Genomic DNA, 14,425 nt, shown 5'->3' with positions numbered 1-14,425 from the left:
TGAGGTATTAATATGAATAAAGTTAACATTATTATTAATAGTAATTCCTTATATAAATATGAGAGCGATTCAATTATTGGTGAAATTTATTTTCAAATTGGTGATTTTGTTTTCCCTGAGGTAAAATGGACAGATTTTGTAGTTGTTATTTTAACTTGGTGGAATAAGGAGTTTATGTATTTAAAAAATGCTTCTATTCAAAGTTCGTATGAATTAGATTTTATGGATGGACCTTTTATGGTTAAAGTTACTAAAAAATCTTTAGAGTTAGTGGAATTAGAATTTTTACGTGAGACTGTTAATAAAAAAATATCTCTTTATAGAATTGAATGTAGTCTTGATGAAATTTCTAAAACACTCTTACGAGCAACAAATAGTTTGATTAAGCAAATTAAGATAAATAATTGGAATACAGAAGATGTTCAAGAATTAGAAAAATGGAAAAAATGAAATACTTGGGTAGCGTCTGGAAAATGCGGATTTACAATGTTAAGGGCGATTTTCCTGACGCTGCTCCTTATAAGTCTAATATTACATAAAAAAACAAGTAAAAAACTATATAAATAATGTTATCAATATTATTTATATAGTTTTAACGATCATAGCTAAAATTCTACTAAACAAATAAATATTATTATTGAGTAATAATAGAGCGATCACTTGATGTGATTGCTTTTTTATTTCTTCTTATCGCTAAATACCATATAAAAAGTAACCTGATTTGAGATTACACAATTTTAAAAAGCCCTATTTAAAAAAGGGTATTAAATATCTGTGAAAAATTAAAAGGAAATTACGTTCTTCTTTTGGAAGTATTTCTCTTTCTTCAATCTTTCCCCATCATATATAAGGTGTTAGAGTTCATACTTAGCTGTAAATCGTTGATGTTTCTTTTTTATTAAACTAGTTAGCAAGCATGTCGTATTATATTAAGAAAGAGATATTCCTTTTAACGTTTTCACTGAAAGAGCATCAATGGTTTTACTGAAAAGACAGATTATATTTTGACGAGTTTCTTCCTAGTTATATATGCAACTCATTTTTTGTATTTTCATACTCTTTTACGAGTTTATAAAAAGTCGTTTTCTTCATTCCTATTTCTTTCATTGCAGCAACCCCTGTAATTTCCTTCGACTTCCATCTTTGATATACATTTTCAAATTCATTACTAAATTGAATAGTTGGTCTCCCGAATTTAACTCCATTTCGTAGAGCAGCATCAATTCCTTCTCGTTGGCGTTTTCGTATTCTTTCCCGTTCTTCTTCAGCCATCCAAGAGAGAATCTGTAAAACAAGATCTGCGATAAATGTACCCAAACTATCCTTATATTGAGTTGTATCTAACAATGGCATATCTAAGACAACAATGTCAGCTTGAATATTTTTGGTTATGTCGTTCCATTCCTCCAAAATGCCTTCTTTATTTCTTCCGAATCGGTCGAGGGAATGAATATAAAGGATGTCTCCTTTTCTTAAGATCCGTTTCAACAACTGATATTGTTCACGATTAAAATTTTTACCACTTTGTTGGTCAATAAAAAGGTCTCGGTCATCAATGCCTAGTTGTCTCATGGAATCCAGTTGTCTTTGTTCATTTTGATCTTTACTACTCACTCGAATGTATCCAAATTTTCGACTATCCATTGTTTTTCTCCGTTTTAAGTATTTTATAACTAAATTATACCAAAAAAAGTTCGTAAATCTATTAAATTTCATAGAACGTTCAAAAAGTGCGTTTTATAGAATTATGAACGAATTATTTAATAGATTACGAGTATTTCAAGGTCGTTCGTTTAAGTGTACAATTTTAAGAAACTGTTGATCTACCAAATAAATATAGTAAATGATCTAATTTTTTCCACTAGACTTTTTGTGTTCACTCCATCTACGATAAAAGGTTGCTTCGCTTATATTTGTAATTTTGCAGATTTCTTTAACAGTTTTATTAGTTGTTTCATGTAATTCCATTGCATGTTTTACGCCGTCATGTTTTAATCCAAATTTCTGTTTTCTTCCTTTATATATACCTTTTCTTTTGGCAATCAAAATGCCAGCTTGTTGCTTTTCTTTAATCATCGTTCTATCTAGTTCACTGAATGCTGACATAACTGTTAAGATAAATTTTCCTGAAGGAGTTCTTGTATCGATTCCTAAATTTAATATAACCAAATGTATACCACGTTTTTCTAACTCTTCAGTTAACTCTAATAATTGTTTTGTATTTCTGCCAAGACGATCCATTCTTGTTACTACTAATGTGTCGCCCTTAACTAATTGATTAAGAAGTTGATCTAATTCTTCTTTTTGTTCTTTTACTCCAGAAACTTTCTCTTGAACAATTCGATCTACTTTTGCATTTCTTAGTTGCTCGATTTGAGAATCTAAGTTTTGATCAAAGGCTGAAACACGTGCATAACCAAAAATCATAAAAATCCCTCCAAAATTTCAAAATCAAAAGACAAGTGTATATGATAGTTAGATTTTACAGTAAAATCAACAATCTATCAAACTATCGATAGGGTATACTTAATTGATAGTTATTATTTGTTCTACTCTTAGTATTTTTGTAATGAAATTTATTTAATGGTAAAATTTTTATAATAATTAAGAACTGGAGATATCTCGTGAACAACTTTTGGATGGTATCGAATAGTGTAAAAGACAGAGGAGGAGTTAAATATGACAATTTCTAAATTAGTTATTAATAATTTTAAGTCTTATCAAAAATATTGCATAGAGTTTAAGAACGACATAAACATAATTGTAGGTAACAATGAGGCGGGGAAATCAACAATCTTAGAAGCAATTAATTTAGTATTGTCAGGACAATTGCACGGTAAAAATATTATTTATGAACTTAGTCCGTATATCTTTAATTTAGAGATAGTTAATGAATATATAACAAGTTTGAGGGATGGTAAAATTATTCCACCTCCTCGAGTTTATATAGAATTATACCTTGAAGATAAAGAAAAATTATTTGGTGCATTAAAAGGAACAAATAATTCATTATTATTAGACTGCCCAGGAATTTACATGTCTATTGAATTCGATACATCATTTGAAAGTGAGTATAAAGAATATATAAATAATTCAAGTAACATCCAGACCATTCCAATAGAGTATTACACAGTCAAATGGTACTCGTTTGCTAATAACGCTGTTACATATAGAAGTATTCCAATTAATTCTACATTTATAGATACTTCAACAATTCGGATGCAAAACGGAACAGATAAATATATATCAAAAATTATTCATGACACTCTAGAAAGTAAAGAAAAAACTGAACTGGCAATTCAATACAGAAAGTTAAAAGAGAATTTTTCATCTATTGAGCCTATTAAGGAAATAAATGAGAAGTTAAATAGAAAGAAAGGTGAAATATCAGACAAACAATTAAGCGTGTCTGTTGATATTTCTCAAAAAAGTAACTGGGAAACAATGCTGATTTCGTACTTAAATGAAGTTCCATTTGACTTTATTGGAAAAGGAGAACAGAGTGCAGTAAAAATGAAATTAGCTATGGAGGCTAAATCTACAGAAGATCATGTGGTACTAATAGAAGAACCTGAAAACCACTTATCATATTCAAATATGCATAAACTGTTGGGAAATATAAAAGCGAAAAATCAAGGAAAACAGATTATTCTTACAACACATAGCAGTTTTATTTTAAATAAATTAGATATTAGTAACATGTTGTTATTAAATAATAATAAAGAAGCAATGTCATTTAAAGACTTACCGGATGAAACTCGTGACTATTTTATGAAATTACCAGGTTATGACACTTTAAGGATTCTCTTAAGTCAGAAAGTGATATTAGTTGAAGGACCATCAGATGAGTTAATTGTTCAAAGGGCATATATAGACAAATATGGAAAGTTGCCAATTGAAGATGGTGTCGATGTATTTTGTGTTGATGCACTTTCGTTTAAAAGATTTTTAGATATTTCCATTGGATTAAAAAAGGTAATTCATGTTATAACCGATAACGATGGTGATATAGAAAAAAATATAAAGAATAAGTATAAAGATTATTTAGGTAATGAGTATGTTAAAATTTTTTATGGCGATGATATTAACTATAGTACCTTAGAGCCACAATTAATTAAAGCAAATGAATCTAATTTACAAGTTTTAAAAAAGATACTCAATCATGAAAATTATACTAAAGATAGATTAACTACATTTATGATAAATAACAAAACCAAATGCGCCTTAAAAATATTTGAAGCCCAAGAACAAATACTGATGCCGAGGTATATAATGGATGCAATCAAAAAATAGAGTAGTAATTGCTGCAGCAGGATCCGGGAAAACCACAATGATAATTAATGAGTCCCTAAATATCAATAATAAAAAAGTTCTTATAGTAACATATACTAATAAAAATAAAGATGAAATTATTAAAAAGTTTCTATTAGAAGTTGGATATGTACCAAAGCATATTATGATTAAAACCTGGTATTCATTTATATTATCCGAATGTATAAGACCTTATCAAAATTTTGTATACCCTGAAAAACGAATAGAAGGTACATTTTTTAGAAAAGAACCTGTAAATAGATACATTCTTAAATCGAATATCAAAGACTATTATTTGAATAATAAAAATCAAATAGATAAAGATAGATTATCTGATTTTGCATTAGAATGTGAAAAAAAATCAAAGGGAAAGGTTATTAAAAGGTTAGAAGAAAATTTTGATTACATCTATATCGATGAGGTTCAGGATTTAGCAGGTTATGATTTAGAATTATTTAAATTATTTTTTAAATCAAAAATGAATGTTTTACTAGTTGGTGATGTTAGACAAGCAACATACACCACAAGTAATACTATAAAGAATAAAAAATATAAAGGTGCTAATATTATCAATTTTTTTACTGATGAACAAAAAAAAGGTAACTGCATAATTGAAAGTATTACAACTAGTTTTCGGTGTAATCAAATTATATGTGATTTTGCTGACAATTTATATCAAAGATTACAGCAAACAGTTTCAAAAAACTTTGAAAAAACTGGACATGATGGTGTTTTCTACATAACTAAAAATAATATAAAAAGATATATCGAGATATTCAATCCACAGATTTTAAGGTATGATGTAAGAACAAAAGTAGAAAATGCTATCAACTTTGGAATATCAAAAGGTTTAACCTTTGAAAGGGTGTTAATTTTTCCAACAAACCCTATAAAAAGTTATCTAACTACTGGTGATATAGAGCATATTAAAAATATTGGTACTAAAGCAAAACTTTATGTAGCAATAACTCGTGCGAAGTATAGTGTAACGTTTGTAATGGACAAACCTATAAATAATTTAAATATTCCTGCCTTTACGTTTAATGAAGAAGAATTAGAAGTTTTTACTTTAAATTAATTGTCGGTTTTACTTTTCAGAATCTCTAGATATTGAACTTTGGTAATGCACTGAAATGTAAAAGTGTTTAAAAAAGAGAATAAATGATTATTTAAATGAGTAAAATCCTGGTGCTTTTTGTACCAGGATTTCTCATTTCCTGTGACAATTATACTCCTGCTCAATTCATATACTTTGAATGTATTTATTACTTTTTTCATACCATTATTGTATTATTGTCCTAAAGCGATAAGATAAAAAATAAATCTTTCTTATATTAATAATAAAAAAACTTCACTATATGGTCTATGTGTCCTTTTGTTAATTTAACATTTTAACAATCTCTGGAACTTTTAATTCTTTCCCTATTCGTATTACTTCTTTTTTATTTTTAAATAGAATAATAGTTGGAAGCTCTTCAATTTTATATCCCTTAATTAAATTGGATCCCTCATCAATTATCGCCATTACACGGATTGCAGCGTCCTCATTATATATTGGGGTTCCTATAAAAATTCTCTCCATGATAGTACGCATTGCGAACTCATTATTTCGAAAGCATACAATGGTATTATGTTTCTTGTTTTGTTTTAAAATCTTTTTTAAATCTTTTTTTGTATGAACATTATATACAGTATGTGTGAGCATTTTAACTACCTCTTTCATTATTAGTTCATATATTTGAAAAAGTAAAATTAGTTGAACGCTTTGCAGAATTAACTAGTGATAAAGAGATTGAAGCTATTATTAATTTACGAAACGAATCAGATTGAAACGATATGTATATTGTCTAGCACCCTTCTTTGAAAAGATATCGATATCTTAATAATGATAAAATGAGCAGGTTTTTCAATAGTTTGAATTTGCTCAAAACTAGATTAAAGCCATTAATAAGTTAATTGGATTTTCCATATAACTTATTAATGACTTAATTAGTTACCGAGTTCTTCACTTACAGATTATTAGTCCATAGTGTTTATTTAGCAATTGAACCCGAGATAGAATAAGTACTAACAGATATTTACATAATAAATTATTCGTAATGTAAAAATGTATCGTTTGTAATGAATCTTACTTTTATATCCACTTTAACTTATTCTTGAATTTGCTTAGTTATCACATAGCATTCATTATCTATTTATCAATATTTATTTTTTCGAGCATGTTTTGAATTTCTCTTGTAACAATTTCTGGCTGATCAATATGGACAGCGTGACCACAATCTTCAAGGATAAGGTGTTTACTATTTTTTGATAGCTTTGCAATATTCTGTTGAAACTCCATCCATACAGACATAGATTCAGGTGAATGATGTGGTTGCTTTCCACCTGTTAGTACAGTAAGCGGGATATTGTTAGGAAATTCAGAGCAACGAACTTGTTCGAAGCTTTCTTCGAAATCACTAAGAGATTTTTTATCCTCAAATCCTTTATAGTAATCTTCTTGAACTTCTTTTTTAAATAAATGTACCATTTTCTTGTGTTGATCTTCGTGAGATGGGTCTAGAAGTATTACTCCAACTACTTCCTCAGGATATGAGCTTGCATATAATCTTACATTGATTCCACCAAATGAATGCCCAACAAACACATATGGAGGCATAATATTTGCCTTGCGGAGTAAGATACGTAGATTTTCGATGTTTTGTTGGCTATGGCGATGTCTTTCGTCCTTGGTACTATTCATAATTCCGGATCTGTTATACATGAATACATTAGTTAAGTTTGAAACTTCCTCTCGAATCGAATTCCAATAAGTTAATGGACAACCGTAACCAGACTCAAATATTATTGTAGGATTCCCAGTGTTTTTACCAAAATATTCATAATACAATTCAATACCACCTATATCTAGTGTATTACCTATTTCGGGAATAATAGCATTATTCATAAAATAACCCTCCATAAAATTTAGTTCACTTTATTTCCTTAATTTCGACAGAAAACAATGATATACCTTTTTTTTATTTGGGAATTTTTTCTATTACTTAGAATGTGTTTTCGCTATAATGATATTTTTGTAATAAAATTTTTAAATATATTGAATTTGTCGAATAAATAATTATTATATAAAGAGAGAGATTAAGAAGTTGGATTCCATATTATTAAGAATTGATAAAATGAAAATCTCTATTAGGACGATAATATAAAATTATTTTAACCGTAGTAACTTTAATAATTTTTATGGCAATTAGAATAAATAGGCATTTTTTTGTGAAAGGAGTGTTGTTATATAAGGAAATTTGTAATATGGATATTAAGTTAGGCCGTTAAATTTTAAATTTATAAGGTTTAGTATTATTTTTTATAGGAGGATATATATGTACATAATGGGTATAAATTCTGTTTATCATGATTCATCTGCTTGTTTAATAAAAGACGGTAAGATATTAGCTGCTGTAGAAGAAGAGCGATTTAACAGGAAAAAACATGGTAAAGATTTATTAATTGAAAATCCAAATGAATTACCAGTAAATGCAATTGAGTATTGTCTAAGTATAGCAAACATAAAAATGGAAGATATAGATCATATAGGGCTAAGTATCAATCCTGAAAAAAGGCTTCAAACGATAAACATTGATGATGTAGTCCAAGAAGAGAGTTGGGGTAGTTATGAAGGTGAAATGAATTTTTATAACAATACCCTAAAAAATGTATTTCAAGATAGCGTAGATAAAATGCAACGTTCTTTAGATATTACAAAAGGATCACTTCTTCATGCGGTTTATTTAAATATGGGTAAAGGAAAAGTAAGTCGTTTATTGATAGTAGTTCACCATTTAGTCATAGATGGAGTCTCTTGGCGGATACTTTTAGAGGTATTCAACTTAGATTCCCATTCTTCTGCGATTTCAAACAAAACAGAATAACTGTATGGAGATTCGTATTCTTGTTCTTGAATAACTGAGATAACATCATTTGTTTTATGATCAAGTGCTATTAATAACTCTGTTGAGTCATATTTAGGATGATAAGGAGTTTCGTCTTGGTTACTAAAAGTATATGCATCTTGTGAAAATAAATCTGTTTTATAACTGATTGTACCTTTTTCTTCAAGTTTTTTAAGTAATATTTTTATTAAATAGTTTGGATAAACTTCTTTGATAGTAGTTTGAATAACATTTTTATATTCCATAATTTCCCCCATTAAAATTTATAAACATACTTTTTGAAAAAATTTCCAGTATTCCCACTAATATTAACATAAAGGATGTAAATTTATGAGGAATAGTTGTGTATCCACTTTCGTATAGGTATCCAAGTATCTCCATAACGCACAAAGATGCTTATGTTTATTTACTTGAACGATTCATAAAGAATAGTTTGCAGACTTGGAGTATCAGTATATGAATGGAGACAAATTACATCCCGCGTATATGAAAGTCAATTTATGAAAATGAAATTTATAGATATCTTGAATAATAAGGTAGTTGATATGAGGTAAAATGAACTTGAGAAGTTCACTAAAAATAATGGATATTGATTATTTAGGATCACAATATAGCAACGTTTGTCATGAATTTATAGCAAATCTTTTTAAAAAAGTTCAGCCTATATTTATAAATCAAAGAATCCATTTTGAACAGTCATTTTTTCTAAATGGCTTCATTTTAATTGCCTTCATAGGTTTATACGGTATGACCGATCGGCAAAATAAACAAGATTTACCTGGTTTTGCAATTTCTTACATCTGGCTTGGTATCGAGTATTTTAATATCGAAGTGACAAGTTACAGCTTTTCAGAAGGACTATTTTCGTTATTGATCAGCTGTCATGCTACCGAATAAAGTCTATTTAAAATTATTTAGATGTAACTTTTTTCTTTTTCTTAGCTTTCTTTTCAAGAATTGAAAAACCGTATTTTAAAGAGTGTTCACGTAACTCTTTTGCAATTTGATCAACAGCCTTTTTAGATAGTTTCATAATGCCTTCTCCTCACCATTCTTTTTAGTAAATTTATTGCCAAATTCTGAATTATTTATACATATCCTCCTCTTCTCGTTCATAAATTAGAGACAGGTGGAAAGTGTCCATACCTTAAAGTATTTTGAGGGAGGCTATAAATCGTGGAAAAAGAGAAGAGAAAGGTAAGATCAGACAAGCTTATCTATATAAAACCAACTATACCGTTAGAGTTAAAAGAATGTATTTCTCGAATTGCCTATCTGACGGATCAAACTGTTAAGGATCTTGGTGAAAACATTTGTAGAGAAGGATTATCTTCAAAATTAGTCATTGAAATATTATCTCAGAATTTCAAAAGAGATTATTGGTATCATTCTACGTTACTAATCGGTGATCTCGGTAGACATTCTTTACAAAGAGTGAGTTTAGGTTCTGATAGTGATCGTATAACGCTAAAAGTACCTTATGAGTTGAATGAAAGAATTAAGGCACTTGCCTATTCTCTAGATGTTACACCTTCAAAAGCAACTGCTTTATTGATGTATTTAACATTAAAAAATACGAATTTTATTAATGAATACATAAAAAAATATAAAACGTCAAACTTAAATTATCATTTTGTAAAAGAATTAAAAGAAATATTGGCCTTTATTAATCAGAATAACAGCTACAATGAAGTGTATGCTTGGAGTGCATTCCTTTCTTATCTATACGGTGAAATGAGAGGTAGCAAAGTTTTTGTTTCAGAAGAGATTTATCATTGGATAAAAGCTTACGAATAAGAAAATCATCTTAATGATGGCTGTCGAAACAGCCGGATTTTTTTGATGTTTTGAATGATAAAGCTGAAGATTTTTAGAGAGTCAATCCCTCAAGGGATAAGAGATTTATAGATATATTTCGGGCGGCAGCCTTTCTGTCATTCCGTAGGTTCCTGTTCCATTTACTGCAAGGCCGCCATACCGAACGAGCCGAAAACCGAAGATTAAAAGAATGAAAGACAATAAGAAGCAGCCGATTAATCGGCTGCTTTTTATTATTATTTTTTCCTTTTGCCTTCTGAATCGTAAAACAGCGCAAGCCGACTAAGCTTTCAGCCGTTAGGACACCCGAACCTCTCCGGCAGGAAACTAAGACGGCTAGGCAATCGTTCAAGGGGCAAAAACCTTTTTGTGCGAAGAACTCCCTTGACCAATTGCCTAATGCGTGTTTTTCGTTCTACTTGCAAAAGGGGAATTTTAAAATGGAATTAACAACAGTCTTTGAGGTCGTAAGAATTAAGCAGGAAATTAGGGAAGTTTCAGCACTTAAAATGATTCGAAAAGAGCGAAATGATATGTATCACCATATGTACATTTATTATCGTGTTGGTGAACAAGGATCAAATGAATTTAAAAGTCCAATGATTATTAGGACAGAAAGAAAAAAAGGATAATTAAATCTAAAAAACAAAAACTCGTTTTCTATAAAAAATACTTAACAGAATCAGCTGAACTTTACCAATTTTAGGGTAAACGTACTCATATGTTACATGCTTCTTTTCATACTAAACGGAATAAATTATTGAGAGAGCTCACAAATTTTGAATTCTCTTGCCACAAAAAACTTTTTTATTCTGGCCACCAAGCGGAAGCACGGTAGAAGACCAGTGGTATTAAATATGCTTCAAATTTAAGGAATCGATAAACACTTAGGAAGACTAAATTTATAATGTTTTAGGTGAGAAGGAATTACTTTAAATAATAATCAAAGATGTTTAGAGGTTTTTTTTTGAGATAAATACTTTTGATCATCTAGAATGTAAAATAAAAAGCGCTTCGACTGAATAGATATTACTATCTGTCCTAATCAATACGCTTTTTTATTTTATTTATTCTTCTCTTGTAACTTTCTACCTTGTTCGATCCCTTTTTTTAATCTGTCATCGAAATCTTTATCTTTTAACAAAATCATATATTCACCATCTTTATTATTTTAATACCATTCTTTACAAATGAGGAGTGTGTTAAACATGGAAGTAACTATTAATCTTCCGGATGATGTTTATTCAGATTTAGAAAATTTAGTAGGATACTACAGACATAATAATCTTCTAAATAATGAAGAAGATACTACCTCGATCGAAGAAGTCATTAGCGGAGCAATCGCAATGTTTTTAGCTTGGCTGCCGTTAAGAAAGGAAAGAATATTATCGACTAAAACGATGATTATAGAAAATCGAATTCAGAGCATATTTGAACAGCAAGGAAAGACTCAAAAAGATGTCACCGAGTTAACCGGAATAAGCAAAAGTGCGATTAGTAACATTTGGAACGGTGGAGTACCAACTTTAGAAAACTTTTTACGAATATGGATATCTTTAGGAAAACCGCCTATCGAATTGATGCTTGAGATTAAACCTGACTTATCTGAATAGATGAATCAGGTTTTTTATTTTTCGCTAGTTTTCCAGTCGAAACTAATTTTTTAATATCGAAGGAATATGACAAGCCATTAGATTAATACATTTTACCAGTGAGTGAGAATTACTCATTTTTACTCATAGATACTTACTGATACTCACAGTTACTCAGAATATAGTAGGGGAGAGGTGACACCAAGAGAATCGACCGACCGACCCAGACATATATCCAAATTTCAAAAAAGTTATTAGGAAGGAGAGAGAGGATGAATCTCAATCCGATTTTCAATCATGAAAACTACCAAAAACGACGTTCCAATAAGAAAACTCGATCAGATAAAAAAAGTGATATAAAAATATACGTTTCAGAAAATACTTACAACTATTTATTTAAAAAATCAAGTGCACTGGATATTAGTATGACAGAGCTTGTTTCCAATGCTTTTTATGTGATGTTTAGAAGAGGATATGACTACCAGCAATTCAAATACACTGTTACTGATTACATGGTTCATGTGAAACTAAACAAACAAGATAATGAGACATTGGGTAGATATGCCGGAGAATGGATGATAAGCAAACGAAAGGCAGCTACAAACATTTTTAATAACATTTTGTATATAAGGGGTGTTTAAATGATACAAAAATCTTATAGCGAAGCTGATTTATTATATTATGATCGTTGTAATCGCAAAGGAAAGTCATTTTTCAGAGGCATGAATAAATTATTAGGTGTTCCTCTTGATATTGAAATACCATCAGTACACCTTACTCGTTTAACAGCAATATGCAGAGACTTCAGGCAGAAAACTGGAGCAATACTGTTTATCAATAAGTTAATCGAATTTCTAGTTCAAGATTTTATTGATGAAATCAAGACCACAGCAAATAAAAAAGAAATCTATCGAAGGATACTAAATATGGACCATACTGTTGAAATTTCTGGGATTAATGAAAATGAAGTTTCAAAGATTCATAGTTTACCGGATTCCTATTTTTCGAACTTACAGACTACTAGAATTGTATTTAAATATGATGATATTTATAGTTTAGAAGTTACATTGTCTGATTTAGAGATCATACAAGAACATGATTATACAGTGGAGAAATTAATAGGGTACTTAGTATCTGCATTTGTAATCGATATCCAACAATCTGGATTAGGAAAAGTAATGAAAGAATTGATTTATAAATTGGATCCTGGGGAGGAATGTTGATATGACTACATCTTACAATTCTTTAAATCAAATTATTGCTGTTGATGCTGGGAACAATGAAGTAAAGGTATGCCAGGGGGAAAAGTTAGATAAATTTTGTTCGGCCATTTGTGGTCATCACCATAGACCATTTGAGGAACAACATGGGTATGATGATATGGAGTGGCATTACGAGGGATTAAAAGGGTTCGGAGGAACATTAGCAAAAATAGAAAGTGAATTTGGAAGTGGAATGTATGGTACATCAAAAAATCATTTTGAAGCAATGATGAGGATTCTTTTAGCATTACATAGAAATACAGGTGAGAAAGAAATTTATTTGGCCATAGGCAATCCTTATGAAACGCTAACAAAAACGGAAGCTCTCAACATGAAAGAACCATTAATTCGAACACACGAATTAACAGTAAATGGTAAAACAAAGAAGTTTACGATTAAAGATGTCATTGTAATACCAGAAGGTGCTGCAGCATTCCATTCCATACCTTATACAGATGAATTGGTTCGTATCATCGATATTGGAAGCGGAACCGTAAATTTAATCTCAATCGTAAAAGGTAAAATTATCAATGTAGAAAGTTTCACGACAGATTATGGAATGTTGACATCTAAATATGGAGAAGCAGATTTGCCGCATATTGCAAGAGCAATTATAGGAGATACATCTAAAAAGTGGAAAAGAGAAAATAAATTAATCATAGCAGGGGGACCTACAGAAGTTATTGCGCCATTTATTCAGCAACATTATAAAAAGGCAGAAATAATCAAGCCTGAAATATGGACACCATCTGGAATTAAAATTACCTTACCAATCTTCGCTAATGTAGTAGGAATGTATAATTTAGCTATAAAAAAATTTGGTAAAGTGGTGAATGTCTAGTGGGGAAAAATGGAAGGGAAAAACGCAGAAGAGAAAGAATTCAAATCACTTTATATATTGATAACAAAGAAGATAGAGAAATATTTGAGTATTTAAGTGGTTCAGTGAATAGTAGTAGTGCTGTAGGCAGAGAACTACTATTAAACGCATGGAGAATGAGTATGAATGAAACTATTCCTAAGGAATGTAAAATAAAAGAGATTTTAGATGAAGAACCTGACATTTACAACCCTAATGATCCGTTAAGATATGATACTGTACCTCGTAAATTGGAAATTATATTCTCTGAAGAGATACAACAAAACCATTCGCTGGATGATTATTGTTATTAAAACTTGGACCGGGTGATTTTGCCCGGTTTACTTCTTATGAAAGGTCGTATTCATATATCGTTTAATAAGATATACAAAGTATAGATCTAAAGATCCTAATGAGGTTTGGTTAATAGGGTTAAGGAATGAAGGAGATTAATAGATTATTAGCAATATCTTTGTTTCGAATTTAAATGAAGATCTACAAGTCGCGATTTTACAAACTGCTTATGAGTGGATTAATGCGGAAAAAAGTATGAAAGAAAGTTTGGATTAATAGACTTTTTCTTTTTGAAGGAAAGTATAAAATTTTTCTTTATCTTAAACAAATATGAAACCATCT

The 14,425-nt window shown here is 29.8% G+C and carries 18 protein-coding genes; 12 read left to right on the top strand and 6 right to left on the bottom strand.

Annotated features, from left to right (window positions below; all coding sequences use genetic code 11):
• Positions 1–12: 12 nt before the first annotated feature.
• Entirely contained in the window at positions 13–450 is a 438-nt protein-coding gene (locus tag COJ46_RS22115; RefSeq protein ID WP_098566321.1) for a hypothetical protein, read from the top strand.
• Positions 451–1,023: 573 nt separating this feature from the next.
• Here the strand turns inward: COJ46_RS22115 and COJ46_RS22110 are convergent.
• On the bottom strand, positions 1,024–1,644 hold the full coding sequence (locus tag COJ46_RS22110) for a recombinase family protein (RefSeq protein ID WP_098566320.1): 621 nt from the start codon (positions 1,642–1,644) through the stop codon (positions 1,024–1,026).
• Between the two features lie 204 nt (positions 1,645–1,848).
• Positions 1,849–2,427, bottom strand: a complete 579-nt coding sequence (locus COJ46_RS22105) for a recombinase family protein (RefSeq protein ID WP_098566319.1) — start codon at positions 2,425–2,427, stop codon at positions 1,849–1,851.
• Positions 2,428–2,679: 252 nt separating this feature from the next.
• On the opposite strand from COJ46_RS22105, the gene COJ46_RS22100 reads away from it, so the two are divergent.
• Together COJ46_RS22100 and COJ46_RS22095 are read left to right on the top strand one after the other, a co-directional pair.
• Positions 2,680–4,293 carry an ATP-dependent nuclease gene (locus COJ46_RS22100; RefSeq protein WP_098566318.1) on the top strand — a complete coding sequence of 538 codons (1,614 nt, stop codon included), beginning with the start codon at positions 2,680–2,682 and terminating at the stop codon, positions 4,291–4,293.
• The gene (locus COJ46_RS22095) at positions 4,277–5,389 is read left to right on the top strand and encodes a UvrD-helicase domain-containing protein (protein WP_098566317.1); all 1,113 of its coding nucleotides are present in this window, start codon (positions 4,277–4,279) and stop codon (positions 5,387–5,389) included. Before COJ46_RS22100 ends, COJ46_RS22095 begins: the two co-directional genes overlap by 17 nt.
• A gap of 300 nt (positions 5,390–5,689) precedes the next feature.
• Here the strand turns inward: COJ46_RS22095 and COJ46_RS22090 are convergent, their stop codons facing one another.
• Positions 5,690–6,016 carry a thioredoxin domain-containing protein gene (locus COJ46_RS22090; protein ID WP_098566316.1) on the bottom strand — a complete coding sequence of 109 codons (327 nt, stop codon included), beginning with the start codon at positions 6,014–6,016 and terminating at the stop codon, positions 5,690–5,692.
• Positions 6,017–6,502: 486 nt separating this feature from the next.
• The gene (locus tag COJ46_RS22085) at positions 6,503–7,258 is read right to left on the bottom strand and encodes an alpha/beta fold hydrolase (protein WP_098566315.1); all 756 of its coding nucleotides are present in this window, start codon (positions 7,256–7,258) and stop codon (positions 6,503–6,505) included.
• A gap of 430 nt (positions 7,259–7,688) precedes the next feature.
• On the opposite strand from COJ46_RS22085, the gene COJ46_RS22080 reads away from it, so the two are divergent.
• Positions 7,689–8,237 carry a carbamoyltransferase N-terminal domain-containing protein gene (locus COJ46_RS22080; protein WP_098566314.1) on the top strand — a complete coding sequence of 183 codons (549 nt, stop codon included), beginning with the start codon at positions 7,689–7,691 and terminating at the stop codon, positions 8,235–8,237.
• Here COJ46_RS22080 and COJ46_RS22075 read toward each other — a convergent pair.
• Entirely contained in the window at positions 8,141–8,503 is a 363-nt protein-coding gene (locus COJ46_RS22075) for a hypothetical protein (RefSeq protein ID WP_098566313.1), read from the bottom strand. The two genes, COJ46_RS22080 and COJ46_RS22075, sit on opposite strands and share 97 nt — an antisense overlap.
• A 310-nt stretch (positions 8,504–8,813) precedes the next feature.
• Here COJ46_RS22075 and COJ46_RS22070 point away from each other — a divergent pair, with 310 nt between their 5' ends.
• Positions 8,814–9,155, top strand: a complete 342-nt coding sequence (locus COJ46_RS22070; protein WP_098566312.1) for a hypothetical protein — start codon at positions 8,814–8,816, stop codon at positions 9,153–9,155.
• A 13-nt stretch (positions 9,156–9,168) separates the two neighbouring features.
• Here the strand turns inward: COJ46_RS22070 and COJ46_RS25155 are convergent, their stop codons facing one another.
• Positions 9,169–9,291: a hypothetical protein gene (locus tag COJ46_RS25155; RefSeq protein WP_286145538.1), complete on the bottom strand. Its 123-nt coding sequence runs from the start codon at positions 9,289–9,291 to the stop codon at positions 9,169–9,171.
• A 143-nt stretch (positions 9,292–9,434) separates the two neighbouring features.
• Here COJ46_RS25155 and COJ46_RS22065 point away from each other — a divergent pair, with 143 nt between their 5' ends.
• The 7 genes from COJ46_RS22065 (at position 9,435) to COJ46_RS22035 (ending at position 14,103) form a co-directional block, all read left to right on the top strand.
• Positions 9,435–10,055: a hypothetical protein gene (locus tag COJ46_RS22065; protein ID WP_286145536.1), complete on the top strand. Its 621-nt coding sequence runs from the start codon at positions 9,435–9,437 to the stop codon at positions 10,053–10,055.
• A gap of 461 nt (positions 10,056–10,516) precedes the next feature.
• Complete coding sequence (locus COJ46_RS22060) at positions 10,517–10,708, top strand: hypothetical protein (RefSeq protein ID WP_098566310.1); 192 nt, start codon at positions 10,517–10,519, stop codon at positions 10,706–10,708.
• A 576-nt stretch (positions 10,709–11,284) separates the two neighbouring features.
• Positions 11,285–11,689: a helix-turn-helix domain-containing protein gene (locus tag COJ46_RS22055; protein ID WP_176527973.1), complete on the top strand. Its 405-nt coding sequence runs from the start codon at positions 11,285–11,287 to the stop codon at positions 11,687–11,689.
• Positions 11,690–11,940: 251 nt separating this feature from the next.
• Positions 11,941–12,309 carry a hypothetical protein gene (locus COJ46_RS22050; protein ID WP_098566308.1) on the top strand — a complete coding sequence of 123 codons (369 nt, stop codon included), beginning with the start codon at positions 11,941–11,943 and terminating at the stop codon, positions 12,307–12,309.
• A complete protein-coding gene (locus COJ46_RS22045) occupies positions 12,310–12,891 on the top strand; it encodes a hypothetical protein (RefSeq protein WP_098566307.1) in 582 nt (193 codons plus the stop codon).
• 1 nt (position 12,892) lies between these two features.
• The gene (locus COJ46_RS22040; protein ID WP_098566306.1) at positions 12,893–13,771 is read left to right on the top strand and encodes a ParM/StbA family protein; all 879 of its coding nucleotides are present in this window, start codon (positions 12,893–12,895) and stop codon (positions 13,769–13,771) included.
• Positions 13,771–14,103: a hypothetical protein gene (locus COJ46_RS22035; RefSeq protein WP_098566305.1), complete on the top strand. Its 333-nt coding sequence runs from the start codon at positions 13,771–13,773 to the stop codon at positions 14,101–14,103. Before COJ46_RS22040 ends, COJ46_RS22035 begins: the two co-directional genes overlap by 1 nt.
• Positions 14,104–14,425 lie beyond the last annotated feature (322 nt).

It is taken from the genome of Bacillus sp. AFS077874, from assembly GCF_002566505.1.
In the GTDB taxonomy this organism is placed as follows: domain Bacteria; phylum Bacillota; class Bacilli; order Bacillales; family Bacillaceae_G; genus Gottfriedia.
The sequence above is the reverse complement of the archived record's forward strand: the minus strand, read 5'-3'. Positions and strand labels throughout refer to the sequence as shown.